Source organism: Streptomyces sp. PSU-S4-23 (genome assembly GCF_055632315.1).
Genome location: NZ_JBVMUU010000002.1, coordinates 4,830,410 through 4,855,939 on the forward strand (window position 1 = coordinate 4,830,410; position 25,530 = coordinate 4,855,939).

Below are 25,530 nucleotides of genomic sequence, written 5' to 3' on the forward strand. Positions count from 1 at the left end.
TGCATCTGCATGTGAACAGAGCTATGATCCGGGGAAGTTGACCTCTGCATCAATGGCCGTACCAGCCAAATGCACCACCCGGGGAGCGACCTGTGGACCACGACGTGTGCGACGTGGATGACGTGTACAACGGCATGGCTGCGACGAGACTGCACGGAGTGGCCTGGCAGAAGAGCAGACACAGCAACTCGCAGGGGTCATGCGTGGAGTTCGCCCGGCTGCCCGGGGGAGAGGTGGCAGTGCGGAACTCGCGCTTCCCTGACGGGCCCGCGCTGGTCTACACCCGCGCGGAGATCGAGGCGATGCTGCTGGGCGTCAAGGACGGCGAGTTCGATCACCTGATCGTGTAACACGCGTAGATCCGGGGCGTGCAGCGGCTCCGCCGCCCGCGACGGCGGCCGGCCTGCGGCGCGTCGACGTGCCGCGGCCCGTAACACGCGTAGAACCGCGGCCACGGAAAAGACCGCGTGGTGTCACTTCGTGCACTCCGGTGCGGGCGGCAGCTGGAACAGCGCCCAGACCACCTTGCCGCTCAGCGTGCCCGCCAGCGGATGCCAGCCCCAGCCGTCGGCGAACGAGTCCACCAGGAACAGTCCGCGCCCCGACTCCGCGGAGAAGTCCTCCGAGTCACCCGCGACCGGACTGTCGTAACTGGGGTCGCGCACGGCGCACACCAGGCGCGTGGTCCAGCGCATCAGATGCAGCCGTACCGGCGGGTCCTGCTCGCACCCGTGGGTGGCCGGCGAGGGCAGCGCATGCCGCAGCGCGTTGGTCACGAGTTCGGAGACCACGAGGCAGATGTCGTCGGAGCGCTCGCCCACATCCCACTGGCACAGGGTTCTTCGGGTGAACTGCCGTGCCTCGCGCACCGCTTCGAGACGGGAGGGCAGGGCGCAGGAGGCGGCGCTGGACACGGCGGCGGGGTCGAGCGGCGGAAGTCCCTGCCGTAAGGGCTCGAGCATGGTCGATCCATCCGTCCCCATGCGAGGCACTCCCGGGTGTTCGCGGTCGTGGCGATGCAGCGGTGGCGCGGGACCATGGTTTCGGATGAGTCAGGCAGATGCAAGGGCAGATGCACGTGCACGCGCCGGAGTTGACCGTTCCTGTACCGGTTTCTATTTGTTTCTTCGGTCACTTTCTTCCCTGTTGCTTGCTCCTCCCGCGCTCTCGCCCTGTCTCATTCATTGACTCCTTTCCATTTCTGTAACCACACGAGTACTGCTCGAAGTGTTTTAGTGGCAGACTGCGCGATCTGAAGGATGGTTGGGGAGGCTGACGAAGTGAGCGCTGGGGACTCGAGCGGGTCGGTGGTACGGCGCATTCTGCTGGGATCCCATCTCAGGCGCCTGCGAGAGGCGCGCGGCATCACCAGGGAAGCGGCCGGCTACTCGATCCGGGCCTCGGAGTCGAAGATCAGCCGTATGGAGTTGGGACGGGTGAGCTTCAAGACGCGGGACGTCGAGGACCTGCTGACGTTGTACGGGATCACCGACGAGGTCGAGCGCACCTCCCTGCTCTCCCTGGCCAGGGAGGCCAATGTCGCCGGGTGGTGGCACAGTTACTCCGACGTCCTGCCCAGCTGGTTCCCCACGTATGTCGGCCTGGAGGGCGCTGCGCACCACATCCGGTCGTACGAAGTCCAGTTCGTGCACGGCCTGCTGCAGACCGAGGCGTACGCGCACGCGGTCGTCGCCCGCGGCATGAAGGGGGCGAGCGCCGCGGACATCGACCGGCGCGTGGCGCTGCGGCTCGAACGGCAGAAGTACCTGGTTTCGGAGAGGGCCCCGCAGTTCGACGTCGTGCTCGACGAGGCCGCCCTGCGCCGCCCCTACGGCGACCGGCAGGTGATGCGCGGTCAGCTCCAGCACCTGATCGACGTCTCGGAGCGGCCCAACGTGCGGCTGCAGGTCATGCCGTTCAGTCTCGGCGGGCACTCGGGCGAGAGCGGATCCTTCACCATCCTGAGCTTCCCCGAGTCCGATCTGTCCGACGTCGTCTACATGGAGCAGCTCACCAGCGCCCTGTACCTCGACAAGCGCGAGGACGTCACCCAGTACGAGACCGCGATGAAGCAGCTGCAGCAGGACAGTCCCGGACCGGACGAAAGCCGCGATCTGCTGCGGGGGCTGCTGCAACTGTCCTGAGAGTCTTCACAGAGTGTCCCGAGGTGTCCTCCAACTCCCTTCAATCACAAGTACGATGACGCACGTTCAGACTTGACGTGATCACGTACGTGAACGGGTGTCTGCTTCGGCTGCGAGGGATTGAGGGATCACATGTCGTCCTACTTCACCGATCTGGCTCAGCAGTACATCGGCGGTGAGTGGCGCCAGGGAACGGGCTCCTGGGACATCATCGACTTCAACCCGTACGACGGCGAGAAGCTCGCATCCATCACCATCGCCACGGTCGACGAGGTCGACGAGGCGTACCGGGCCGCCGCGGCCGCCCAGAAGGAGTGGGCCGCCACCAACCCGTACACGCGCCGCGCGGTGTTCGAGAAGGCCCTGCGGGTCATCGAGGACCGCGAGCCGGAGATCACCGAGGCGATCATCGCCGAGCTGGGCGGTACGCGTCTGAAGGCCGCCTTCGAACTGCACCTCGCCAAGGAGTTCCTGCGCGAGTCGATCCAGCTGGCGCTGCGCCCCGAGGGCAGGATCCTCCCGTCGCCGATCGACGGGAAGGAGAACCGCCTCTACCGCGTGCCCGTCGGTGTCGTCGGCGTGATCAGCCCGTTCAACTTCCCCTTCCTGCTGTCGATCAAGTCCGTCGCGCCGGCGCTCGCGCTCGGCAACGGCGTCGTCCTCAAGCCGCACCAGAACACGCCGGTCGTCGGCGGCTCCCTGGTCGCCAGGATCTTCGAGGAGGCCGGGCTCCCGGGCGGCCTGCTGAACGTCGTGATCACCGACATAGCGGAGATAGGCGACGCGTTCCTGGAGCATCCGGTCCCGAAGGTGATCTCCTTCACCGGCTCCGACAAGGTGGGCCGCCACGTCGCGACCGTCTGCGCCTCGCTCTTCAAGCGCTCCGTCCTCGAACTCGGCGGCAACAGCGCGCTGGTGGTCCTGGACGACGCGGACGTCGACTACGCCGTCGACGCGGCCGTCTTCAGCCGGTACGTGCACCAGGGCCAGGTCTGCATGGCCGCCAACCGCGTCCTGGTGGACCGCTCGCTGCTGGAGGAGTTCACCGAGAAGTTCGTCGCCAAGGTGAAGTCGCTGAAGGCGGGCGACCCGCGCGACCCGGAGACCGTCGTCGGCCCGGTCATCAACTCCTCGCAGGCGGACGCCATCTCGGGCGCGGTCGAGCAGGCCATCGCGGAGGGCGCCACGGCGCTCGTGCACGGCTCGACCACCGACAACCTGGTCGAGCCGACCGTCCTGACGGACGTTCCCGCCGACTCCCCGATCCTCCAGCAGGAGATCTTCGGCCCGGTCGCCCTCCTCGTCCCCTTCGACGGCGAGGAGGAGGCCGTCCGCATCGTCAACGACACCCCGTACGGCCTCAGCGGCGCCGTCCACACCGCGGACGTCGAGCGCGGGGTGGCCTTCGCCAAGCAGATCGACACGGGCATGTTCCACGTGAACGACGGCACGGTCCACGACGAGCCGCTCGTCCCCTTCGGCGGCGAGAAGCACTCGGGCATCGGCCGGCTGAACGGCGAGACGACGATCGAGGCGTTCACCACGCAGAAGTGGATCTCGGTGCAGCACGGCCGCAGCCGGTTCCCGTTCTGATTCCCGGCCGGATCGCCGGTGACGGGCCCTTGCGGACAGCAGCTGACCGCAAGGGCCCGTAGCGTCGTCGGTGTCAGGCAGAGGACGAACGCCTCGCTGGAACCGACGAAAGGCGGCCGGTCATGGTCACTCATGTGCCCGCGGAGACCCAGGGCGACGAGCGCGGAGCGCTGCTCTCCTTCCTGGAGGAGCAGCGCGGCGGCATCCGCCGGGCCCTGCTCGGTCTGACGGAGGAGCAGGCGGCCTCCCGCCCCACCGCCGGTGAACTGTCGCTGTCCGGCCTGCTCAAGCACGCCGCCGAGGTCGAGCAGGGCTGGATCGCCCGCGCCAGGGGCGAGCAGCCGGCGGTCCGCCGCGACCAGTCGAACTGGCACGAGTGCTTCAGGCTCATGGGGGACGAGACGGTCGAGTCCCAGCTCGCGTACTGGGCGAAGGTCGCGGACGAGACCGAGGCGTTCATCCGCTCGGTGCCGAGCCTCGACGACACCTTCGCGCTGCCGAACGACCCCTGGTTCCCGCCGGAGGGCAGGGTCTCGATGCGGTGGCTGATGCTCCACCTGATCCGCGAGACGGCCCGGCACGCCGGGCACGCGGACATCATCCGCGAGTCGCTGGACGGGAAGACGGCGTTCGAGCTGGTGGCCCTGGAGCAGGGGACGTCCTGGGGCTGACACCGCGGAGATCCGCCGTCCGCCGTGGGCCCGCGGGGAAGGCCGCCGGCCCCGTCCGGGGCGCCGTGCGCGGCCTGCCCGGCGGCTCGGCGCCCCCGGCCCGCGCGCTGGTCGCCGCCGTCCCGGGTCAGGCGCCGCTTCGGGGCCGCGCCTGACCCGGGACGGGCGGGCCCGCGGGCGGCCCCGGTGTCCTGGCCCGGGTCGTCCGGTGCGGTGCCCGTGTCAGTGGTGGAAGCACGTGGCCGCCCGCTTGTCACGGGTCATCGGACGGGGCTGCCGGCGCAGCTCCGGCAGCAGGCGGGCCAGGTCCTCGACGAACAGATCGGCGAGGTCCGTCGAGAAGCCGTTGCGGCACACGATCCGCAGTACCGACAGGTCCTGGCGGTTGGCCGGGAAGGTGTACGCGGGCACCAGCCAGCCGTACTCGCGGATGCCCCGCGAGACGTCGAAGACGTCGTACGCACTCACCCCGGGCGCGGTGGTGAACGCGAACACCGGCAGCTCGTCGCCGCGGGTGAGGAGGCGGAAGTCGCCCAGCGCCTCCACCCGCTCGGCGAGCCCCCGCGCCACGTTCCGCGTCGTCTGCTGTACCGCCCGGTAGCCCTCCCGCCCCAGCCGCAGGAACGTGTAGTACTGCCCGACGACCTGGGCGCCGGGCCGGGAGAAGTTGAGTGCGAAGGTCGGCATGTCGCCGCCCAGATAGCTGACCCGGAAGACGAGTTCCTCGGGCAGGGCGTCCCGGTCGCGCCACAGCGCCCAGCCCACGCCCGGGTACACCAGCCCGTACTTGTGGCCGGAGGTGTTGACCGACGCGACCCGCGGCAGCCTGAAGTCCCACACCAGGTCCTCGTCGAGGAAGGGCGCGACCATCGCCCCCGACGCGCCGTCCACGTGTACGGGGATGTCCAGCCCGGTGCGCTCCTGCAGGCCGTTCAGGGCGGCGCACAGCTCGGCGATCGGCTCGTAGGAGCCGTCGAAGGTGGAGCCGAGGATGCCGACGGCCCCGATCGTGTTCTCGTCGCACAGTTCGGCGGCGGCCTGCGGGTCCAGATGGAACCGGTCGCCCTCCATGGGCACCTGACGCGCCTCGACCTCCCAGAAGGTGCAGAACTTCTCCCAGCAGACCTGGACGTTGACACCCATGACCAGGTTCGGACGGGCGTCCCCGGACGGATAGCGGTCCGCGTTGCGCCGTGCCCAGCGTCGCTTCAGCGCCATCCCGGCCAGCATGCACGCCTCGCTCGAACCGGTCGTCGAACAGCCCACGACCGACTGCGGGTCCGGCGCGTTCCACAGGTGGGCGAGCATCGCCACGCACCGGCGCTCCAGCTCGGCGGTGCGCGGGTACTCGTCCTTGTCGATCATGTTCTTGTCGTTGCACTCGGCCATCAGCGACCGTGCCTCGGCCTCCATCCAGGTGGTGACGAAGGTGGCGAGGTTCAGCCGTGCGTTGCCGTCCAGCATCAGCTCGTCGTGGACCAGCTGGTACGCGGTCGTGGGCGGCATCGGGTCCGCGGGCAGCCGGTGCCTGGGCGGCGCCTCGGTCATCTCGACGACCGGGTTCGCCTCGCCGAAGAAGGGGTTCATCGACCGGGGGCGCTCGTCGCGTTGTTCCGGGCCACGGTGGAGGGGCATGGTCTCTCGTCTCCCATCGGGTCGGCGGGGCGCGTCCACGGGTGCGGCGGCGGCTCGGGGAGCCCCCTGCGTTCATCGGACCGGAGCGCCGGGCCGGGCCGCAGGATTGGCGGGGCCCGCCGGGGCGTCGGCTCCCGGTGTTTCACCCGTTCATCTGAGCGCGGTGCCCGGCACAGCAGACTGGTCCCCTCCCGTCCCGCGGCGCGGCGGTCGCGGGCCCCGGGCAATGCCGCTTGCACCTCACGCCACGTGAGGCCGCAGCCTGAGGCGCGTACCCAGAAGGGAGCGGACGTGAGCTACTCGGTGGGCCAGGTCGCCGGTTTCGCCGGCGTGACCGTGCGCACGCTGCACCACTACGACGAGATCGGCCTGCTCGTCCCCGGCGAGCGCACCCATGCCGGTCACCGCCGCTACGGCGACGCCGACCTCGACCGGCTGCAGCAGATCCTGTTCTACCGGGAGCTCGGCTTTCCGCTCGACGAGGTCGCCGCCCTGCTCGATGACCCGGACGCGGACCCGCGCGCGCATCTGCGCCGCCAGCACGAGCTGCTGACCGCCCGGATCGAGAAGCTGCAGAAGATGGCGGCGGCCGTGGAGCACGCCATGGAGGCACGCAAGATGGGCATCAACCTCACGCCCGAGGAGAAGTTCGAGGTCTTCGGGGACAAGGACCCGGAGCAGTACGCGGAAGAGGCGGAACAGCGCTGGGGCGGCACGGAGGAGTACGCCGAGTCGCAGCGCCGCACCGCCCGCTACACCAAGGAGGACTGGAAGCGCATCCAGGCCGAGACGGCCTCATGGAGCGAGCGCTACGGCGCGCTGATGGCCGCCGGTGAGCCCCCGGCCGGGGAGCGGGCCATGGACATGGCCGAGGAGCACCGCCGGCACATCTGCACGTGGTTCTACGAGTGCTCGTACGAGCTCCACCGGTGCCTCGGGGAGATGTACGTCTCCGACGAGCGCTTCAAGGCGTACTACGACTCCATGCGGCCGGGCCTCGCGGTACACCTCAGGGACGCGATCGCGGCGAACACGGCCCGCCGCGTCGGCTGATCCGGCCCCCGGCCCGGGCGCCCGGCGGGGCCCGCGCCGGGCCGGGTACCACCGCCTGGGGCCCGCGCCGGGAGCCAGGCGGTGGAACCCGGTGGGGGCACCATGCGTTGATAGCTTTGTCCGGCCATCTCACGCGTGTCGGCCGCCCTCGGTGCGCCGTACCCCATCTCACCCCCTCAGGAGCCCGGAACCGTGACGACGCTTGCACTCGGACCGAGCTGGCTGGATCCGAACCACCTGCTGGACACCTTCGGGATCTGGGGCCTGCTCCTCATCGTCTTCGCCGAGTCGGGCCTGCTCATCGGCTTCTTCCTGCCGGGTGACTCGCTGCTGTTCACCTGCGGCCTGCTGATCACGTCGAACCAGATGGACTTCCCCCTGTGGGGGGCCATCGCGCTCATCTGCGCCGCCGCGGTCCTGGGCGACCAGGCGGGCTACATGTTCGGCAAGAAGGTCGGGCCCTCCCTCTTCAACCGGCCGGACTCCCGTCTCTTCAAGCAGGAGAACGTCACCAAAGCCCACGAGTTCTTCGAGAAGTACGGCCCCAAGTCCCTGGTGCTGGCCCGTTTCGTGCCCATCGTGCGTACGTTCACGCCGATCATCGCCGGGGTCAGCGGCATGAAGTACCGCTCCTTCGTGGTCTTCAACGTCATCGGCGGTGTGATGTGGGGCGCCGGCGTCACCCTGCTCGGCTCCTGGCTGGGCAACATCGGCCTCGTCAAGAACAACATCGAGGCGATCCTCATCCTGATCGTCCTCGTCTCGGTGGTCCCGATCGTCATCGAGTTCCTCCGGGCCCGTTCCAAGGCGAGCGGCACCCCGCAGCAGGACCAGGACCGGCGGCAGGAGTCCTTCCAGCACCCGCCGGTCATGGACGACGCCACGACCCAGCTGCGCCGCGTGACCCCCGCCCACCGGGGCCAGGGCCACCAGGGCCAGGGCCACCCCCGGGACCAGCGGCCCTACGATCAGCAGCCTTACCAGCAGCAGCCCTATGACCAGCGGCCCTATGACCAGCAGTCGTACGACCCCCAGCCGTACGACCAGCACCAGGGCTACGGCTACCAGCAGTATCCCCAGGGCTACGCGCAGCCGCAGCAGCCGCAGCAGCAGCCGCCGCAGCAGCAGCAGCCGTACGCCCCCGACCAGGGCTACGCGCAGCCCCAGCAGTACCCCTACGGCTACGACCAGGACCACCGCACCCCGTAGGGGCGCGCGGCGCCGCGCGGCTACGGGCGGTCAGAACCCCCGGGTCCGCTTCGCCGCCTTCCGCCCCCCGGCGAAGCCGACCCGCAGGAACAGCCGGGAGATCTCCGACCCCAGGTTCACGCCGATCGCGATGGCCATGGCGAGCGAGGCGGCGTTGGCCAGGGACACCAGACCCTTGTCGACGTGGTTCTGGGCGATCGACAGCAGCCCGAAGTAGGTCGCCGAGCCGGGCAGCAGCGGCCCGATCGCGGCCGTCGTGTACGGCAGCGCGGACGCGAACCGGTAGCGCGAGAGCACCTGCCCGAAAAGGCCCACCAGACCCGCCGCGACCGCCGTGGAGGCGACCGGCGAGATGCCGCCCGGGTAGTGCAGCGCGCCGTACACGCTCCAGGCGACACCCCCGTTGAGGGTCACCCACAGCACGGTGGACCGCTCCTGCTGGAGCAGCACCGCGAAGGTCAGGGACAGGAGCATCGACGCGACGAGCTGCACCACCGGCCGCTCGGCCGGGTTCAGGGCCGCGTCCGGGTCCAGCTGGGCGCCCACCTTCACCCCGAAGTACAGGACCACGAGCACGCCGACCACGATGCCCACGAAGAAGTACATGACCTCCAGCAGGCGCGCGGACGCGGTGATGTAGAAACCGGTCAGTCCGTCCTGCACGCCCGCCACCAGCGCCCGCCCGGGCAGCAGCGCGAACAGCCCGCCGGTGATCACCGCGGACGCCTTCACGTCGACCTCGGCGAGCGTGAGCGCGACGCCGATCGCGGCCGGGGGCATGGCGGCCACGGTGAACTGGTAGAACTCCGGCAGCCCGCGTCCCGCGAACAGCCACGCCAGCCGGTCGCCGAGCATCGCGCCCAGCGCGGCCGCGACGAACACGACGAGATCACCGCCGACGAGCGCGGACGCCGCGCCCGCCAGCAGCCCGCTCGCCCCGGTCAGCGCCCAGCCGGGGTAGGGGTGGCGGTTGCGGCGGATCTCGGCGAGCCGCCGGTACGCCTCCTCCAGGGAGATCGCCGCCTCCGGGTCGCTGAGGTCGTCCACGAGCCGGTACACCGCCGCCAGGCGCGTGTAGTCGGTGCCGCGCCGGCGCACCGTCCGCGAGGCGGACACGGGGTCGTCCACCAGGGACGGCTGGTACGAGATCGACAGCAGCGTGAAGGTGACGGTCGGCTCGCAGCGGTCCAGCCCGTACGACCGGCAGACCGCGAACATCGCCGCCTCCACGTCCTCGGCGCCCTCGCCGCCGGCCAGCAGCAGCTCGCCGATGCGGAGGGTCAGGTCGAGCACGCGCGGCACCGCGGGGGCCGACCCGTCGGTCTTCTGCACGGGTTCCGGGGCGGGCCGCTCGGTCACCGACATGCGCAGCATCGTGCGCATGCGGTCCTGCCAGGGCGCGTCCTTGGTCAGCCGGACGGCGGGGATCCCCGAGGGCGGGGTGAAGACGGGCGGGGCGTGCCCGGCGCTGTAGGTGCTCGGCGGGCTGAACGCCGATCCCACCGGCCCGGTGGCCTGCGGCGGGACCTCCAGCCCCCGCGGAACGGCGAACTCGGACGTCGTCTCGGACCCGGTGTCGGCCGCAGGCATGTCGAGGCCCTGGGGCACGGCGAACTCGGAGGTCGTGGCGGACTCGCCCTCGCCCCGCCCCGGGGGCGCGAACGCGCTCCTCGCCTCGTCCGACCGCGGCTTGCGGTCCTCCGCGCCCGGCTGAGCCACCGGCCTCTCTCCTGCCCTTGGTGCCGTGCCTACGGATACGTACCTCCCGCGCGCCTCAGTATGCGCGCCGATACGCGAACGGGCCGCGTCACCCCGTAAGGGGTCACGCGGCCCGCGATGCGACCGGAACGGGGTCAGTGACCGCCGTGCTCCTTGAAGCGCTTGTACGAGCGCTCGATCTCGGCCTCCGCGTCGGAGCGGCCCACCCAGTTCGCGCCCTCGACGGACTTGCCGGGCTCCAGGTCCTTGTAGACCTCGAAGAAGTGCTGGATCTCCAGGCGGTCGAACTCGGAGACGTGGTGGATGTCCCGCAGGTGCTCGACGCGTGGGTCCGACGCCGGCACGCACAGCAGCTTGTCGTCGCCGCCGGCCTCGTCGGTCATCCGGAACATGCCGATCGCACGGCAGGTGATCAGGCAGCCGGGGAAGGTCGGCTCCTCCAGGATGACGAGCGCGTCCAGCGGGTCGCCGTCCTCGCCGAGGGTGTTCTCGACGAAGCCGTAGTCGGCCGGGTAGCTGGTCGAGGTGAAGAGCCGACGGTCCAAGCGGATACGACCGGTCTCGTGGTCCACCTCGTACTTGTTCCGCGAACCCTTCGGGATCTCGATCGTGACGTCGAACTCCACCGGACGCTCCTCCATGATCAGCACATAGTTCTGGTGGTTAAGTGTCCCTCACGCAGATGTGTGATCGCGAAAGGGGCTGGTGGTCGTGCCAGAGCTGAGGGCTTGGCGGGCCGCGAGACCGCATCTCGTGCGGGTCGCGCACGCCGTGAGACCCCGTGTGGCACGGCTCAGTGGTGTGGTGAAGCCGCACGTCACGCGGGTTGCGCATGCCGTACGCCCGCGCTCCGGAGGGCTCACTACCCAGCAGCTGACGGCCGTCGCCGCCACCGTGGGCCTGGTGCTCGCGGCGGGGGCCGCGACCGCAGCCGGTCCCTGGGACTCCACGGGTCAGCGTACGGCCGAGCGCGAGCGGGCCACAGTGCGGGACCGCGAGGGTGGTGCAGATCACGGGTCCCGTGCCGGTGCGGCGGCCGGGGAACCCGCGCCCGCGCCGAGCGCCGCGGCCGTGCTGACCGGCCTCGGCGGCGGTGCGAACGCCCCCGGGTCCGCCCCGCGCGGCAAGGCCCTGGCCGACGTGCTCGACCCGCTGCTGCGCGACGCCTCCCTCGGCGCCCGGCGCTCCGCCGCGGTCGTCGACGTGACCACCGGCACACGCCTGTACGGCAAGGACGCGGACGACCCGCTGACCCCCGCCTCCACCACCAAGGTCGCCACGGCCGTCGCGGTGCTCTCCGCGGCCGGCCCCGACCACCGCCTGACCACGCGCGCGGTCCTGGAGCCCGGCACCGGGGAACTGGTGCTCGTCGGCGGCGGCGACCCGACCCTGACCGCCCGCAGGCAGGCCGGAGGCTGGGCCGGCCTGCGCACCCTCGCCGACAGGACCGCCGTCGCGCTGAAGCGGCGTCATCTGACCTCGGTGACGCTCTCGTACGACACCTCCTTGTTCAAGGGCGGGGCGCTGCACCCCATCGGGGCCAACCCCAACCTCGCCCCCGTCACCGCCCTGATGGCCGACGAGGGACGCACGGACGGCTCCACCAGCGGGCCGGCCGCGCGCACCGCGGACCCGGCGGCCGACGCCACCCGCACGTTCGGCGACCTGCTGCGCGACCGCGGCATCACGACCTCGGCACCGGGAGCTTCGAAGGCCACACGGCGCGCGCAGACCCTGGCCTTCGTCCAGTCGCCGCCCCTGTCCGCCGTGGTCGAGCGGATGCTCACCACCAGCGACAACGACATCGCCGAGGCCCTCGCCCGCCAGACCGCCCTCGCCACCGGCGGGCAGCCGACCTTCGAAGGGGGCGCGGCCGCGATCACCGCCCGGCTGAAGGGGCTCGGCCTCCCCCTCGCCGGCGCGCGGTTCCACGACGGCAGCGGCCTCGACCGCAACGACAGGCTCACCGCGCACCTGCTGACGGCCCTGCTGGCCCTCGCGGGCTCCCCGTCCCACCCCGAGCTGCGCCCGGTGCTCACCGGCCTGCCGGTCGCCGGTTTCACCGGCACGCTCAGCGACCGCTACGAGGACGCCGCCACACGCCCGGGCATCGGCCTCGTACGCGCCAAGACGGGCTCCCTGACCGGCGTCAACACGCTCGCCGGGACGGTGGTGGACACCGACGGCCGCCTGCTGGCCTTCGCGTTCCTGACGGGCGGCTCGATGGACCCGACGACGGCCAGAGCGGCCCTGGACCGTACGGCGGCGGCCCTGGCGGACTGCGGCTGCCGGTGACGGCACCGCCCCACCCGCACCACGGGCCCCGGTACGGGTCCCGGTACGGGCCCCGGCACGGGCGCCGACCCGGCGCCGCACCCCTCACCGCACCCGCGCACGAGCACGTACCGTTGACGCATGACGAGCATCGGTGGTGCTGCATCCCCTGGGATGGTCGACTGGAACCTCGCGGTGGCGACCGCGACCCGTCTCGTGCGGCCGGGCCCCGACGTGAGCCGCGACGAGGCCCGGGCCGTCGTCGCGGAGCTGCGCCGGCACGCGAGGGCCTCGGAGGAACACGTCCGGGGCTTTACTCGTATGGGCGAACAGGGCGTGCACGACACCCCCGTCCTCGTCGTCGACCGGCCCGGCTGGGTCCGGGCGAACGTCGCCGGGTTCCGGGAGATCCTCAAGCCCCTCCTCGACCGGATGCAGGAGCGGCGCGCGGGCAGCCCCGGCGGAGCCGTGCTGAGCGCCGTCGGCGGCAAGGTCACCGGCGTGGAGCTGGGCATGCTCCTGTCGTTCCTGTCCTCCCGGGTCCTGGGCCAGTACGAGACCTTCGCCCCGGCCACCCGCGACCTCCCGGCGGGCGAGGACGGCGGCGGCCGCCTGCTGCTGGTCGCGCCGAACATCGTGCACGTGGAGCGCGAACTGGACGTGCAGCCCCACGACTTCCGCCTCTGGGTCTGCCTGCACGAGGAGACGCACCGCACGCAGTTCACCGCGGTGCCCTGGCTGCGCGACCATCTGGAGGGCGAGATCCAGTCTTTCCTGGGGGAGACGGACATCGACCCCATGACCGTCCTGGAGCGCGTCAGGGAAGCCGTCCAGGCGCTCGCGGGCGGCCGTCCCGAGGGCGAGGAGGGCGACGACGGCCGCTCCTTCGTGGAGTTGGTGCAGACGCCCGCGCAGCGCGAGATCCTGGGCCGCCTCACCGCGGTGATGTCCCTCCTGGAAGGGCACGCCGACTTCGTGATGGACGGCGTCGGCCCGGACGTCGTCCCGTCGGTGGCGGAGATCCGCGAGAAGTTCCAGCAGCGCCGGGCCAGGGGCGCCTCCCGCCTCGACCTCGCCCTGCGCAAACTGCTGGGCCTGGACGCCAAACTCCGCCAGTACCGCGACGGCGAGCGGTTCGTGCGTGCGGTCGTCGACCAGGTCGGCATGGACGGCTTCAACCGCGTGTGGACCTCCCCGAACACCCTCCCGACCAAGGCGGAGATCGCCAAACCGGCGGACTGGGTCGCGCGGGTGCACCGGAAGGCGGAGTCGTGAGCCCCGCGCGAGCGCGGTGACACGAATCCGGCCGTCGGCAGGTGAACGCCTCGCCAATCACCCGTCCGAGGGAGCGTGAGGTACGGGCAGGCGTGCAATGCTCGGGTAACGCCCCGTTTCTGTCACCATCTACACACTCTGAGTGACCGGTCTCGGGCTCACCCCCGAAAACTTCACGAAGGGAACCGGACATGGGTCCCCATCCTGCGGTCGCGGCGATACGCCTGGCGGTACGCCGCGTCCTCCACGACATCCTCACCGAGCAGACCGCGCACCGGACCGCCGGGCACGCGCCTCACGAGCGCCCTTCCCCGCCGCTCGTGCTGGTGGCGTGCTCGGGCGGCGCCGACTCCATGGCGCTCGCCTCCGCCCTCGCCTTCGAAGCCCCCAAGCTCGGCATCCGCGCCGGCGGCATCACCGTCGACCACGGCCTCCAGCCCGGCTCCGAGCTGCGGGCCGAGGAGGTCGTCCTGCGCCTGCGCGGGCTCGGTCTGGACCCGGTCGAGTCCGTCGCCGTGACCGTCGGGCGCGACGGCGGCCCGGAGGCCGCCGCCCGTGACGCGCGCTACACCGCCCTGGACGCCATCGCCGAACGCCACGGCGCCACCGCGGTCCTCCTCGGACACACCCGCGACGACCAGGCCGAAACCGTCCTGCTCGGCCTCGCGCGCGGCTCCGGTATCCGCTCCCTGTCCGGCATGGCCGCGGTCTCGGGGGCCGACGGCCGCTACCGCCGCCCCTTCCTCCACCTCGACCGGCAGACCGCCCGCAAGGCGTGCATGGCACAGTCCCTGCCCGTCTGGGACGACCCCCACAACACCGACCCCTCCTACACCCGCTCCCGCCTCCGCCACGAGGGCCTGCCCGCCCTGGAGAAGGCGCTCGGCAAGGGCGTCGTCGAGGCACTCGCCCGCACGGCCCAGCTCTCCCGCGACGACGCCGACGCCCTCGACGCCTGGGCCGGCCGGGCCGAGGCCGCCGTGCGCGACGCGTCGGGCCTCCTGGAGTGCGCCAAGCTCTACGCCCTGCCCCCCGCCGTCCGCCGCCGGATCCTGCGCCGCGCCGCCATCGAGGCCGGTGCCCCGGCAGGATCCCTCTTCGCCCGCCACATCGAGGAGGTCGACCGCCTGATCACCGGCTGGCGCGGCCAGGGAGCCATCAACCTGCCGGGCAAAGTCGTCGCCCAGCGGCAGGGTGGCAGACTGGTGATTCGGCAAGGCTGAAAGACGCCCCCCGGGGGGTGCCGGTCGTCCCTTCGGGGAGCACCGGTCAGCCGCGCGAGCGAGCCGAGGGGCGCCGCTGTCGAACAGGGAGAGCGTGCTCGATCGGGCCGCGCGGTCCGGGGCCGGCGTGCGGCCGCCGCCGCGCGGCGGACGTCCGGGTACGGCCGACCGTCGACGGCGGCACCGGAACCCGGAGGCGGACGAGCGACAAGTGCGGGACGACCGAAAGTGATGCGGGTGGACGCGAAAGACATGGGTGCCGACCTCAAGCAGGTGCTCATCACCAAAGAAGAGATCGACGCCAAGCTGGCCGAACTGGCCGCGAAGATCGACGCGGAGTACGCGGGCAAGGACCTGCTGCTCGTCGGCGTCCTGAAGGGCGCGGTGATGGTCATGGCCGACCTCGCCCGGGCGCTGTCCACCCCCGTCACCATGGACTGGATGGCGGTGTCCTCCTACGGCGCGGGCACCCAGTCCTCCGGCGTGGTGCGGATCCTCAAGGACCTCGACACCGACATCAAGGGCAAGCACGTCCTGGTCGTCGAGGACATCATCGACTCGGGCCTGACCCTGTCCTGGCTGATCTCCAACCTCGGTTCGCGCGAGCCCGCCTCCCTCAAGGTGTGCACGCTGCTGCGCAAGCCCGAGGCCGCCAAGGTCGCCATCGAGGTGGAGTGGGTCGGCTTCGACATCCCGAACGAGTTCGTCGTGGGCTACGGCCTCGACTACGCGGAGAAGTACCGCAACCTCCCGTTCGTCGGTACGCTCGCGCCTCACGTCTACGGCGGCTGAACCCCGGGGGCCGGCCGCCGTCCGCGGCGGCGGGCCCTTGGTCCCGTTCTTTCCAAGACGCTCGGGAACCCCACGGGGTTTCGCGCCGTTGGAGGATGCGTGAGCGGTATCCCACTCGTTCCCTGCGGCTGCGGGTGACAATCCTGGGGTACCGTCGGAAGAACTGTCTTTATCAAACTCACTATGGCAGGAGGGACGGGGCGGCACCGCTCCGTGTGGATGGACGTGAAGCGATACTTCCGTGGGCCGGTCATGTGGATCGTGCTGGCCGTCCTTGCCGTGGTCGTGTTGATGCAGGTCGTCGGCTCTTCGGGCGGCTACAAGACGGTGGACACCGGCAAGGTCGTTGCGGCGATCAATGACAACAGGGTCGAATCGGCCAAGCTGACCACCGGCGACGAGCAGGTCATCAAGGTCTCGCTCAAGGACGGCCAGAAGGTCGACGGCAGCTCCAAGATCCAGGCGAGCTACATCGGCGACCAGGGCGTGAACCTGGCCAACACCCTGCAGGACAAGTACCAGAACAAGCAGATCCCGAAGGGCTACACGGTCTCGCCGTCGAAGCAGAACCCCTTCGTCGGAATCCTGCTCTCCCTGCTCCCCTTCGTCCTCATCGTGGTCGTCTTCCTGTTCCTGATGAACCAGATGCAGGGCGGCGGCTCCCGGGTCATGAACTTCGGGAAGTCCAAGGCGAAGCTCATCACCAAGGACACCCCCAAGACGACGTTCTCGGACGTCGCGGGCGCGGACGAGGCGGTCGAGGAACTCCACGAGATCAAGGAGTTCCTCCAGGAGCCGGCCAAGTTCCAGGCCGTCGGCGCCAAGATCCCCAAGGGTGTGCTCCTCTACGGCCCGCCCGGTACGGGCAAGACGCTGCTCGCCCGCGCGGTCGCCGGCGAGGCGGGCGTCCCGTTCTACTCGATCTCGGGTTCCGACTTCGTCGAGATGTTCGTCGGTGTGGGTGCCTCCCGGGTCCGTGACCTGTTCGAGCAGGCCAAGGCGAACGCCCCGGCCATCGTCTTCGTCGACGAGATCGACGCGGTCGGCCGTCACCGCGGCGCCGGCCTCGGCGGCGGTCACGACGAGCGCGAGCAGACCCTGAACCAGCTGCTCGTCGAGATGGACGGCTTCGATGTGAAGGGCGGTGTGATTCTCATCGCCGCCACGAACCGTCCCGACATCCTCGACCCGGCCCTCCTGCGGCCCGGCCGTTTCGACCGCCAGATCGCGGTCGACCGCCCGGACATGCAGGGCCGTCTGGAGATCCTCAAGGTCCACCAGAAGGGCAAGCCGGTCGCCCCGGACGTCGACCTGGCGGCCGTCGCCCGCCGCACCCCGGGCTTCACCGGCGCGGACCTGTCGAACGTGCTCAACGAGGCGGCGCTGCTGACGGCCCGCAGCGACCGCAAGCTGATCGACAACCAGATGCTGGACGAGGCGATCGACCGTGTGGTCGCGGGCCCGCAGAAGCGGACCCGGATCATGTCGGACAAGGAGAAGAAGATCACCGCGTACCACGAGGGCGGACACGCCCTGGTCGCGGCGGCCTCGCCGAACTCCGACCCGGTCCACAAGATCACGATCCTGTCCCGCGGCCGCGCACTCGGCTACACGATGGTGCTCCCGGACGAGGACAAGTACTCCACGACCCGCAACGAGATGCTGGACCAGCTGGCCTACATGCTGGGCGGCCGAGCGGCCGAGGAGCTCGTCTTCCACGACCCGACCACGGGCGCGGCGAACGACATCGAGAAGGCGACCGCGACGGCGCGCGCGATGGTCACGCAGTACGGCATGACCGAGCGCCTCGGAGCGATCAAGTTCGGCGGCGACAACACCGAGCCGTTCCTCGGACGTGAGATGGCGCACCAGCGCGACTACTCGGAAGAGGTCGCGGCGCTCGTCGACGAAGAGGTCAAGAAGCTCATCGAGAATGCGCACAACGAAGCGTGGGAGATCCTGGTCGAGAACCGCGACGTCCTCGACAACCTGGTGCTCGCGCTGCTGGAGAAGGAGACGCTGGGCAAGGAGGAGATCGCCGAGATCTTCGCCCCCATCGTCAAGCGTCCGCCGCGGCCGGCCTGGACCGGGTCCTCGCGCCGCACCCCCTCCACCCGCCCGCCGGTGCTCTCCCCCAAGGAGCTGGCGCTGACGAACGGGGCGAACGGCGCCACCCCGTCGATCGCCAAGGCGACGGAGTCCCTCCCCGCCACGGAGGCGGTCCCGGAGGACCGCCGCGAGAGCTGACCCACAGCTCTCCCCCGGGCCCACCAGGACCGGAATTTCAGCCGCGCCCCCCAGGGTTCTAGCCTGGGGGGCGCGGCACGTCCGTGGGGCCGCACATCAGACACGCAATCCGTGCGCGTCGCAGGCGCAGGAACGAGGCACCAGATGACCGACCCGGTGACGCTGTACGGCGAGGGCGCGATCGGTGAGTTCGACGAGAAGCGAGCCGAGAACGCCGTACGGGAACTGCTCATCGCGGTCGGGGAGGACCCGGACCGCGAGGGGCTGCGCGAGACGCCGGCCAGAGTGGCCCGGGCCTACCGGGAGATATTCGCGGGCCTGTGGCAGAAGCCGGAGGACGTCCTGACGACGACGTTCGACCTCGGTCACGACGAGATGGTGCTCGTGAAGGACATCGAGGTGTTCTCGACGTGTGAGCACCATCTCGTGCCGTTCAGGGGAGTCGCCCACGTGGGCTACATCCCGGCCGCCACCGGCAAGATCACCGGCTTGTCCAAGCTGGCCCGGCTCGTGGACGTCTATGCGCGCCGGCCGCAGGTGCAGGAGCGCCTGACGACGCAGATCGCCGACTCGCTGATGGACATCCTCGAACCGCGGGGTGTGATCGTCGTGGTCGAGTGCGAGCACATGTGCATGTCGATGCGCGGCATCCGCAAGCCCGGCGCGAAGACGATCACGTCGGCGGTGCGCGGTCAACTGCGGGACGCGGCCACCCGCAACGAGGCGATGAGCCTCATCATGGCGCACTGAGGCCCGCAGGGCCTGCGAGGCGCCCTCCGCGCCTCAGGAGACCGGTGCGGTCCCGCCGTTGTGGTGCTCGTCGTCGTCCTCCGGGAGCCGGCAGACCCGCTCCAGGAAGAAGGCCGCCGCTATGACGCCGATGCCCGCCACGACCGAGAAGCCGGCGTAGATAGCCTGGTCGCGGCGGGCGGGGATGTCCAGGGACTCCAGGAGGAAGGCGCCCGTGCCGCCGTACATGCCGGCGACCAGGGCTGCGACCAGGGCGCTCGCCTGGCCGAAGACGACCGCGCGCGCCGCCATCAGCGGGTCGACGCCCTTGGCGCCGGGACGGCGCTCCCGTTGCGCCCTGAGGCGGGAGCGCAGGGAGAGCGCCGTGGCCAGCAGGACCACGGCGATCAAGGCGAGGACGACGGGCGCGGCCAGGGGGACGCGGGGCAGCGTGCCCACCGAGTTCCACAGGCGCGCGCCCGCCCAGGACAGCACCCCGGCCACCACGAACACCGCCGCCAGCGTCCTGATGCGCAGCTCTCTCACGATGTCCCTTCGTCGGCCCGGTGGTCGCCCGCACACGGTCGTCGGGCGGGAGGATCCCCGGTCCGGTAGACCTTAACGACTACTCGGGCAGCCGGAGTTCCAGGTCGGTCCGTGGCGTGACCCCGTGCCGGGGGACGGCGGCGAGCAGGTCCGCCACCGGGCCGCGGCCGGGGATGCGGGCCTCCGGGTCCAGATCGTGCCACGGGGCGAGGACGAAGGCCCGCTCGTGGGCGCGCGGGTGGGGGAGCGTCAGCATCGGATCGTCGGACACGGCGTCCGCGTACGTGACGATGTCCACATCGAGGGTGCGTGCCCCCCAGCGTTCCTCCCGCACACGGTGGAACGCCTCCTCTATCGCGTGGGCCCGCTCCAGGAGGGACGAGGGCGGAAGGGTGGTCTTCAGCACGACCACCGCGTTGAAGTACGCCGGCTGGCTGCCCGGCTCCACGCCCCACGGCTCCGTCTCGTACACCGGCGAGACCCCTTTGACGCGCACGCCGGGGGTGTCCTCGAGCGCGTCGACCGCGCCCTGGAGCGTCTCCAGCCGGTTGCCCAGGTTCGACCCCAGCGAGATCACCGCGCGCTTGGGGTTCTGCAGGGTGGTGTCGGCCGCGTCCACGCGTTCCACGACGGAGGCGGGCACCGGCTGTACGGTCGGGTCGCTCTGACCCCCAGTGAAGAAGGCGGTCATACTCGGCTCCGGGTGATGGTGACGGTCACGTCGTCGAACGGCACCGTGATCGGGGCGTCCGGTTTGTGGACGCAGACCTCGACCTCCAGGACCGGGGCGTGCTTGAGGCAGGACAGGGCGATGCGCTCGGCGAGCGTCTCGATGAGGTCGACGGGCTCTCCCCCGACCAGGGCCACGACCTCCTCCGCCACGACGCCGTAGTGCACCGTCTTCGACAGGTCGTCGTCGGCCGCGGCCGGCCGGGTGTCCAGGCCCAGGACAAGGTCCACGATGAAGGTCTGGCCCTCTTCGCGCTCCTTGGGGAACACACCGTGGTGCCCGCGGGCCTTCAGGCCGCGCAGCGCGACACGATCCACGCGAATCACTCCTGCAATCGTCGGTAGCGGCGGGTACTCACCGAGCGCGGTCGGCACACCAGCCTCGAACGAATCTACCTGCGGGCACCGACAGTGCTCGCGCACGGGGTCGCGCGCCCGTGTGACGGTCGGGAGCGTTCATCGGACGTTTTCCCCAGGGAACACGGCGGCTCACGGGTCGGTCAGCGCCCTCTACCCAGGAGCGGGCGGATCCAAACGAGCGTCCTCACGAGGGGGACTCGTCCTCCTCCTCGTCACCGGACTCGGTCAGGACGGGGGAGGCGTGGTGCGACCACAGCTTCCAGCCGTCGGGGGTGCGGCGGAACACGTTCGTGGCGACCACCAGCTGGCCGACGAGGGGACCCAGCTCGTCGCTGTCCTCGGGGGCCGGACCACCGCTGAGGATGTTCTCGGTGCAGGTGACCAGGGCGGTGTCACCGGTCACGGAGACATGGACGTCCGTGAGGAAGAACTGGATGTACTCGGTGTTCGCCATGATCAGCGCGTACGAGCGCAGGACCTCGCCGCGGCCGGTCAGCACGGGCCAGCCGGGGTGCACGCAGGAGATCACGCCGGTGTCCGCAGGGTCGTGGTACTCCTCGTCGACGCCCAGGTCGGAGGGCGCCAGCCACAGCGACGACAGCTCCTCGAAGTCACCCCGCTCCATCGCCTCGTAGAAGGCGGTGTTGGCCTGCTCGACCTGCTCGACATCCGTGTGGGCGGTGCTCACCGGGCTCCTTCGATGGCGCGTGCGACGCGTACGGCGTCCGCTGTCGCGCGCACCTCGTGCACGCGCACCGCCCAGGCGCCCGCCTGCGCGGCGAGGGCGGAGACGGCGGCGGTGGCCGCGTCGCGTTCGCGGGCGGGCGGCGGTGCGCCCAGCGGACCGGCGAGGACGCGTCCCAGGAAGCGCTTGCGGGAGGCGGCCACCAGCAGGGGGTGGCCGAGGCCGTGCAGGCGGTCCAGACGAGCGAGCAGCGCCAGGTCGTGTTCGGCCTCCTTGGAGAAGCCGAGGCCGGGGTCGACGACGATCCGGTCGGGGGCGATGCCGCCCTCCAGGACGGCCTGCACGCGCGCGTGCAGCTCGTCGACGACCTCGGTGACGACGTCCCGGTACACGCCCCCGACGGTGTCGCCCTGCAGGAAGCCGCGCCAGTGCATGACCACGAAGGGGGCACCCGCGGCCGCGACGACCGGGATCATCGCCGGGTCGGCGAGGCCGCCGCTGACGTCGTTGACGAGGGCGGCGCCGGCGGCCAGGGACTGTTCGGCGACGGAGGCGCGCATGGTGTCCACGGAGACGGTGACGCCCTCGGAGGCGAGGCCGCGGACGACGGGGATGACGCGCCTGAGCTCCTCGGCCTCGTCGACGCGGGTGGCGCCCGGGCGGGTGGACTCGCCGCCGACGTCGACGAGGTCGGCTCCCTCGGCGACCAGGTCGAGGCCGTGCTTGACCGCGGTGGTGGTGTCGAACCAGCGGCCGCCGTCGGAGAAGGAGTCGGGGGTGACGTTGACCACACCCATGACCGCGCAGCGGTCCCATGTCGGAAGGCCCGCCACGTGGCCCCGCCCGGTCTTCGTGCTCATACGTTCAGCGTAGGCCCCGCCGCCTCCCGGGTCCCCTCACGGGGCGGGCCGGCGGTGTCGCGAGCCGCGCGCGCCGGGGTCCGGGCCGGCCCGGACATGCAGCGGCCCGAGCGAGGACCCCAGGGCTTGGGCGGGTCAGGGGCCCTCGCTCGGGCCTGTCCGTGGTGCGCGGCACCGCCTCGTGGTGTGCGGTACCGCCTCATGGTGCTGTGCCGGCCGTTCCCGGCTCTCCGTGGTGCCGAGCCGCCGAGCCGCCGCGCTCGGGCCCGGTTACGCGGCCCGGACCCCGTGCTCGGCCACCCTGTGGGCGCACGGGCGCGGGGCCGGCGCGGTGCGGCGCAGGAAGCGCGGCAGCGCCACGTTCACGAAGCCCTCCGCCCGCATGGCCGCCAGGCCGATGCGCGGGAGGTCGCGCGAGGAGGCGTACACCACGAAGCGCGGCTCCCAGCGCGGCTGGAACTTCGCGTTGAACTTGTACAGGGACTCGATCTGGAACCACCGCGACAGGAAGACCAGCAGGCCCCGCCACGCCCGCAGCACCGGGCCCGCGCCGATCTTCTCGCCGCGCGCGAGCGCCGAGCGGAACATCGCGAAGTTCAGCGAGACGTGTTCGATGCCCAGCCTCGGCGCGGCCTGGAGCGCGGCCACGATCAGCAGCTCGTTCATGCCCGGGTCCGCCGAGCGGTCGCGGCGCATCAGGTCGAGCGAGACCCCGTCCGTGCCCCACGGGACGAAGTGCAGGACGGCCTTCAGATCGCCGTACGGACCCGTCTCCGCGTCCTCCGCCTTGTGCGCCGTGGCGATCAGGCAGTCACCGTCGGCCGGGTCGCCGATGCGGCCGAGCGCCATGGAGAAGCCGCGCTCGGTGTCCGTGCCGCGCCAGTCCTCGGCAGCGCGTCGTATGCGCTCCAGTTCGTTCTCGCCGAGGTCACGGATGCGCCGTACCCGGGTTTCGTAGCCGGCGCGCTCGATACGCTTCACCATCTGGCGCACGTTGCGCATCGCGCGCCCGGAGAGCGAGAAATCCGCGACGTCCACCACCGCCTCGTCACCCAGTTCGAGGGCGTCCAGGCCGGTCTCGCGGGTCCACACCTCGCCGCCGGTCTCCGAGCAGCCCATGACCGCCGGGGTCCAGGAGTGGGCCTTCGCCTCGTCCATGAAGCGTTCGATGGCGCCGGGCCATGCCTCCACGTCACCGATCGGGTCGCCGCTGGCCAGCATCACGCCCGACACGACGCGGTAGGTGACCGCCGCCTTGCCGCTCGGCGAGAAGACGACCGCCTTGTCGCGGCGGAGCGCGAAGTGGCCGAGGGAGTCGCGGCCGCCGTGCTTCTCCAGCAGGGCGCGCAGCCGGGTCTCGTCCTCCTCGGTGAGCCGGGCGGCCGGGTGTTCGGGGCGGAAGGCCAGGTAGATCGTGGTGACCGCGGTCAGCAGACCGAGCGCGCCGAGCGAGAAGCCCACCGTCCAGGAGGTGTTGCCGGTGTAGTCGACCGGGCCCTCGAAGCCGAACAGGCCGTACAGGACGTGCTCGATGCGGTCGGACAGGCTCGGATTGCCGACCATGCGGTTCGGGTGAACGCTGACGATGATCAGGCCGAGGCCCAGGGATCCGGCACCCATGAGCACGAAGTTGGCGAGCGCCCGCCAGCGGCTGCGCGGGTCGGGCAGCGCCTCGAACTCACTGCGGTGGCGTACCAGCGGCAGCAGCAGCGCCAGCGAGATGAGGACGCCGATGACGGAGTGGCGGTAGACGAACTGCGCCACGGCACCCGCCGGGAGGAGCGCCACAGCCGCGCGCCACGCCCTGCGTTTGCGCCGCCGCAGCCCGTGCGCCAGGAGCAGCAGGAGGACTCCGGCGCTCAGGGACAGGGCCGCCGCGAACGGGCCGAGCGATCCCGGCAGGACCTCGACGAGGCGGTGCATGCGGCTGTTCCGGAAGCGCGGGAACACGCCCGCGGCGACGTCCAGGAGCCCCACGAGCGTGCAGGCCCTGGCGACCAGAGCGGGGACGACTTCGGGGCGCGGCCCGCGGACCATGCGCTGCAGCACACGTGATCGCCCCGGAACCTGGCCCGACTTTTCCCCATCTATCCTGACAGACATCGCATCCCGAGTTCTGCGAGAGACCTTGAGTCCGGTGACCGATTCGGGCATCCGGCGACATTGCGCCCTCTAGGACGGTGTCTCGGGGAGAGAGGTTCACTCCCCATCACAAAGCCGGATCAAAGTCGAGGGAAAGTCCGGGGCAAGTCCGCGCGACGGCACGGGCGCACCCCACCGACGGAAAGTGCAGGCAGGGGAACAGGTCATGGGTCTCACGAGCAACAAGGTGCTGGTGCTGGCGGTCATGTTCGCCGTGCTGCTGTTCGTCGGCACGGTGTGGCACTGGCCGCGCCTGGCACGGCGGAACTGGCGGGCCGTCAGCGGGCGGGTCGGTCTGCTGTTCTGCACCCAGCTGGCGATCTTCGCGTCGGTCGGACTTGGGGCCAACCAGGCGTTCGGCTTCTACGCCAGCTGGGCGGATCTGTTCGGTCAGGAGAAGGGGCAGGGCGTGGTCGTCGACCACGGTGCCGCCGGGTCGAGCGGCGGGCCCCTGCAGGTGGTCGACACGCTGCCGGTGAGTGTGGCGGGCGGTACGCGGCCGCAGATCGGCGGCCAGATCCAGAAGGTCGACATACTGGGGCGCATCAGCCGTATCGCCACACCCGCGTACGTGTACCTGCCGCCGGAGTACTTCCAGTCGCGGTACCGGACGCGGACGTTCCCCGCGGCCGTCGTGCTCACCGGCTACCCGGGCACGGCCGCGGCGCTGTTCAAGAAGCTGCACTACCCGCAGACGGCGCACGAGCTGGCCAAGGACGGCAGGATGCAGCCGATGATCCTGGTGATGCTGCGGCCGACCGTGGCGCCGCCGCGCGACACGGAGTGCGTGGACATCCCGGGCGGGCCGCAGACCGAGACGTTCTTCGCGAAGGACCTCCCCGAGGCGGTCACGGCCCACTACAGGGTGGGAAGGAGACCCGGCAGCTGGGGCATCGTCGGCGACTCCACGGGCGGCTACTGCGCGCTGAAACTGGCGATGCACCACCCGGAGGCGTACGCGGCGGGAGCGGGCCTGTCGCCGTACTACAAGGCCCCCGTCGACCCGACCACGGGAGACCTCTTCCGCGGCAGGGCCGAGCTGCGCAACCGTGCGGACCTGTGGTGGTGCCTCAAGCACCTGCCGGCGCCCGACACCTCACTGCTCGTCACCAGCAGCAAGGTCGGCGAGGCCAACTACAAGTCCACGCTCAAGTTCATCGCGCAGGTGCAGGCCAAGAAGCCGACCCGGATCTCGTCGATCATCCTGGACAGCGGCGGCCACAACTTCAACACCTGGCGGCGTGAGATTCCCGGGACGCTGCAGTGGATGAGCGGGCGGCTCAGCGACCGCTGAGCGCGGGAACGGGCGGCGCCGCCCGGAATTCCGCACAATCCGGAGGAGGCCGGTTCCACCGTGGAACCGGCCTCCCGGCGTTGTGCCGGGCGGATGCCGAATTATTCGCCTCACGACGCGCGATCGGGTGCCCGGGAGGGAGCGGGGGAGCGGGGCGGGAGATCGAGATCCGGGCCGGGCAAACAGCTGATCTTGCAAGGCCGGCCGGGGGACTCGGAAGGCCGTGGGGGCGCGGAAGCCCGCGGTGGAAGCCCGATCGGGAAGGCCGGCCGAAGAGAAAGCGCCGGATTCGGGAGGTGTGTGTTCCCTTTCGGTGTTCCCGGAGCTGTGTGAGGGTCTTGCGGTGGCCG

The 25,530-nt window shown here is 71.0% G+C and carries 23 protein-coding genes; 13 read left to right on the forward strand and 10 right to left on the reverse strand.

Features of this window, described 5'->3' with window-relative positions:
- Nucleotides 1–92: 92 nt before the first annotated feature.
- Nucleotides 93–350, forward strand: a complete 258-nt coding sequence (locus tag ACZ79I_RS22175; RefSeq protein WP_381087303.1) for a DUF397 domain-containing protein — start codon at nt 93–95, stop codon at nt 348–350.
- 123 nt (nt 351–473) lie between these two features.
- On the opposite strand, the gene ACZ79I_RS22180 is transcribed toward ACZ79I_RS22175, so the two are convergent.
- A complete protein-coding gene (locus ACZ79I_RS22180) occupies nt 474–962 on the reverse strand; it encodes an ATP-binding protein (protein WP_471499228.1) in 489 nt (162 codons plus the stop codon).
- Between the two features lie 297 nt (nt 963–1,259).
- On the opposite strand from ACZ79I_RS22180, the gene ACZ79I_RS22185 reads away from it, so the two are divergent.
- The 3 genes from ACZ79I_RS22185 (at nt 1,260) to ACZ79I_RS22195 (ending at nt 4,408) form a co-directional block, all read left to right on the forward strand.
- On the forward strand, nt 1,260–2,144 hold the full coding sequence (locus tag ACZ79I_RS22185; RefSeq protein ID WP_471499229.1) for a helix-turn-helix domain-containing protein: 885 nt from the start codon (nt 1,260–1,262) through the stop codon (nt 2,142–2,144).
- Nucleotides 2,145–2,276: 132 nt separating this feature from the next.
- Nucleotides 2,277–3,737, forward strand: coding sequence for an aldehyde dehydrogenase family protein (locus tag ACZ79I_RS22190; RefSeq protein WP_471499230.1), 1,461 nt, complete (start codon nt 2,277–2,279; stop codon nt 3,735–3,737).
- A 122-nt stretch (nt 3,738–3,859) separates the two neighbouring features.
- Nucleotides 3,860–4,408 (forward strand): DinB family protein, encoded by a 549-nt coding sequence (locus ACZ79I_RS22195; protein WP_471499231.1) that lies wholly within the window; start codon nt 3,860–3,862, stop codon nt 4,406–4,408.
- A gap of 222 nt (nt 4,409–4,630) precedes the next feature.
- Here the strand turns inward: ACZ79I_RS22195 and ACZ79I_RS22200 are convergent, their stop codons facing one another.
- The gene (locus ACZ79I_RS22200; RefSeq protein WP_471499232.1) at nt 4,631–6,043 is read right to left on the reverse strand and encodes a glutamate decarboxylase; all 1,413 of its coding nucleotides are present in this window, start codon (nt 6,041–6,043) and stop codon (nt 4,631–4,633) included.
- Between the two features lie 291 nt (nt 6,044–6,334).
- Here ACZ79I_RS22200 and ACZ79I_RS22205 point away from each other — a divergent pair, with 291 nt between their 5' ends.
- Complete coding sequence (locus ACZ79I_RS22205; RefSeq protein ID WP_471499233.1) at nt 6,335–7,096, forward strand: MerR family transcriptional regulator; 762 nt, start codon at nt 6,335–6,337, stop codon at nt 7,094–7,096.
- Between the two features lie 192 nt (nt 7,097–7,288).
- Nucleotides 7,289–8,305: a DedA family protein gene (locus ACZ79I_RS22210; protein ID WP_471499234.1), complete on the forward strand. Its 1,017-nt coding sequence runs from the start codon at nt 7,289–7,291 to the stop codon at nt 8,303–8,305.
- Nucleotides 8,306–8,335: 30 nt separating this feature from the next.
- Here ACZ79I_RS22210 and ACZ79I_RS22215 read toward each other — a convergent pair whose 3' ends face one another.
- Together ACZ79I_RS22215 and ACZ79I_RS22220 are read right to left on the reverse strand one after the other, a co-directional pair.
- Nucleotides 8,336–10,024: a threonine/serine exporter family protein gene (locus ACZ79I_RS22215; RefSeq protein ID WP_471499235.1), complete on the reverse strand. Its 1,689-nt coding sequence runs from the start codon at nt 10,022–10,024 to the stop codon at nt 8,336–8,338.
- A 134-nt stretch (nt 10,025–10,158) separates the two neighbouring features.
- Complete coding sequence (locus tag ACZ79I_RS22220; RefSeq protein ID WP_471505136.1) at nt 10,159–10,650, reverse strand: inorganic diphosphatase; 492 nt, start codon at nt 10,648–10,650, stop codon at nt 10,159–10,161.
- 79 nt (nt 10,651–10,729) lie between these two features.
- Between ACZ79I_RS22220 and dacB the strand changes: the two genes are divergently transcribed.
- The 6 genes from dacB to folE all read left to right on the forward strand — a co-directional run bounded on the left by dacB (nt 10,730) and on the right by folE (nt 18,585).
- Nucleotides 10,730–12,319, forward strand: a complete 1,590-nt coding sequence (dacB, locus tag ACZ79I_RS22225) for a D-alanyl-D-alanine carboxypeptidase/D-alanyl-D-alanine endopeptidase (protein ID WP_471499236.1) — start codon at nt 10,730–10,732, stop codon at nt 12,317–12,319.
- Between the two features lie 120 nt (nt 12,320–12,439).
- Nucleotides 12,440–13,573 (forward strand): zinc-dependent metalloprotease, encoded by a 1,134-nt coding sequence (locus ACZ79I_RS22230; RefSeq protein ID WP_471499237.1) that lies wholly within the window; start codon nt 12,440–12,442, stop codon nt 13,571–13,573.
- Nucleotides 13,574–13,764: 191 nt separating this feature from the next.
- Nucleotides 13,765–14,796: a tRNA lysidine(34) synthetase TilS gene (gene tilS / locus ACZ79I_RS22235; RefSeq protein WP_471499238.1), complete on the forward strand. Its 1,032-nt coding sequence runs from the start codon at nt 13,765–13,767 to the stop codon at nt 14,794–14,796.
- 231 nt (nt 14,797–15,027) lie between these two features.
- On the forward strand, nt 15,028–15,588 hold the full coding sequence (hpt, locus tag ACZ79I_RS22240; RefSeq protein ID WP_471499239.1) for a hypoxanthine phosphoribosyltransferase: 561 nt from the start codon (nt 15,028–15,030) through the stop codon (nt 15,586–15,588).
- A 219-nt stretch (nt 15,589–15,807) separates the two neighbouring features.
- Nucleotides 15,808–17,835, forward strand: a complete 2,028-nt coding sequence (ftsH, locus tag ACZ79I_RS22245; protein ID WP_471505138.1) for an ATP-dependent zinc metalloprotease FtsH — start codon at nt 15,808–15,810, stop codon at nt 17,833–17,835.
- Between the two features lie 144 nt (nt 17,836–17,979).
- Nucleotides 17,980–18,585, forward strand: coding sequence for a GTP cyclohydrolase I FolE (gene folE / locus ACZ79I_RS22250; protein WP_471499240.1), 606 nt, complete (start codon nt 17,980–17,982; stop codon nt 18,583–18,585).
- A gap of 33 nt (nt 18,586–18,618) precedes the next feature.
- On the opposite strand, the gene ACZ79I_RS22255 is transcribed toward folE, so the two are convergent.
- From ACZ79I_RS22255 to ACZ79I_RS22280, 6 genes are all read right to left on the reverse strand, one after another.
- On the reverse strand, nt 18,619–19,110 hold the full coding sequence (locus ACZ79I_RS22255; protein WP_471499241.1) for a DUF3180 domain-containing protein: 492 nt from the start codon (nt 19,108–19,110) through the stop codon (nt 18,619–18,621).
- A gap of 79 nt (nt 19,111–19,189) precedes the next feature.
- Nucleotides 19,190–19,801 (reverse strand): 2-amino-4-hydroxy-6-hydroxymethyldihydropteridine diphosphokinase, encoded by a 612-nt coding sequence (gene folK / locus ACZ79I_RS22260; RefSeq protein ID WP_471499242.1) that lies wholly within the window; start codon nt 19,799–19,801, stop codon nt 19,190–19,192.
- Nucleotides 19,798–20,157: a dihydroneopterin aldolase gene (folB, locus tag ACZ79I_RS22265; protein WP_471499243.1), complete on the reverse strand. Its 360-nt coding sequence runs from the start codon at nt 20,155–20,157 to the stop codon at nt 19,798–19,800. The genes folK and folB overlap by 4 nt, the downstream gene beginning before the upstream one ends.
- A 226-nt stretch (nt 20,158–20,383) precedes the next feature.
- Nucleotides 20,384–20,887 (reverse strand): nuclear transport factor 2 family protein, encoded by a 504-nt coding sequence (locus ACZ79I_RS22270; protein ID WP_381087346.1) that lies wholly within the window; start codon nt 20,885–20,887, stop codon nt 20,384–20,386.
- Entirely contained in the window at nt 20,884–21,744 is an 861-nt protein-coding gene (gene folP, locus ACZ79I_RS22275; RefSeq protein WP_471499244.1) for a dihydropteroate synthase, read from the reverse strand. The genes ACZ79I_RS22270 and folP overlap by 4 nt, the downstream gene beginning before the upstream one ends.
- Before the next feature lie 270 nt (nt 21,745–22,014).
- Nucleotides 22,015–23,781 (reverse strand): phosphatidylglycerol lysyltransferase domain-containing protein, encoded by a 1,767-nt coding sequence (locus ACZ79I_RS22280; protein ID WP_471499245.1) that lies wholly within the window; start codon nt 23,779–23,781, stop codon nt 22,015–22,017.
- A 271-nt stretch (nt 23,782–24,052) separates the two neighbouring features.
- Here ACZ79I_RS22280 and ACZ79I_RS22285 point away from each other — a divergent pair, with 271 nt between their 5' ends.
- Entirely contained in the window at nt 24,053–25,180 is a 1,128-nt protein-coding gene (locus ACZ79I_RS22285) for an alpha/beta hydrolase (protein ID WP_471499246.1), read from the forward strand.
- Nucleotides 25,181–25,530 lie beyond the last annotated feature (350 nt).

What these genes read in the sequence shown, in the direction of transcription:
- ACZ79I_RS22180 (WP_471499228.1), bottom strand. Translation starts at nt 962, where the DNA reads ATGCTCGAGCCCTTACGGCAGGGACTTCCGCCGCTCGACCCCGCCGCC.
- ACZ79I_RS22185 (WP_471499229.1), top strand. Translation starts at nt 1,260, where the DNA reads ATGGTTGGGGAGGCTGACGAAGTGAGCGCTGGGGACTCGAGCGGGTCG.
- ACZ79I_RS22190 (WP_471499230.1), top strand. Translation starts at nt 2,277, where the DNA reads ATGTCGTCCTACTTCACCGATCTGGCTCAGCAGTACATCGGCGGTGAG.
- ACZ79I_RS22195 (WP_471499231.1), top strand. Translation starts at nt 3,860, where the DNA reads ATGGTCACTCATGTGCCCGCGGAGACCCAGGGCGACGAGCGCGGAGCG.
- ACZ79I_RS22200 (WP_471499232.1), bottom strand. Translation starts at nt 6,043, where the DNA reads ATGCCCCTCCACCGTGGCCCGGAACAACGCGACGAGCGCCCCCGGTCG.
- ACZ79I_RS22230 (WP_471499237.1), top strand. Translation starts at nt 12,440, where the DNA reads ATGACGAGCATCGGTGGTGCTGCATCCCCTGGGATGGTCGACTGGAAC.
- tilS (WP_471499238.1), top strand. Translation starts at nt 13,765, where the DNA reads ATGGGTCCCCATCCTGCGGTCGCGGCGATACGCCTGGCGGTACGCCGC.
- hpt (WP_471499239.1), top strand. Translation starts at nt 15,028, where the DNA reads ATGCGGGTGGACGCGAAAGACATGGGTGCCGACCTCAAGCAGGTGCTC.
- ftsH (WP_471505138.1), top strand. Translation starts at nt 15,808, where the DNA reads ATGGACGTGAAGCGATACTTCCGTGGGCCGGTCATGTGGATCGTGCTG.
- folE (WP_471499240.1), top strand. Translation starts at nt 17,980, where the DNA reads ATGACCGACCCGGTGACGCTGTACGGCGAGGGCGCGATCGGTGAGTTC.
- folK (WP_471499242.1), bottom strand. Translation starts at nt 19,801, where the DNA reads ATGACCGCCTTCTTCACTGGGGGTCAGAGCGACCCGACCGTACAGCCG.
- folP (WP_471499244.1), bottom strand. Translation starts at nt 21,744, where the DNA reads ATGAGCACGAAGACCGGGCGGGGCCACGTGGCGGGCCTTCCGACATGG.
- ACZ79I_RS22280 (WP_471499245.1), bottom strand. Translation starts at nt 23,781, where the DNA reads ATGGTCCGCGGGCCGCGCCCCGAAGTCGTCCCCGCTCTGGTCGCCAGG.
- ACZ79I_RS22285 (WP_471499246.1), top strand. Translation starts at nt 24,053, where the DNA reads ATGGGTCTCACGAGCAACAAGGTGCTGGTGCTGGCGGTCATGTTCGCC.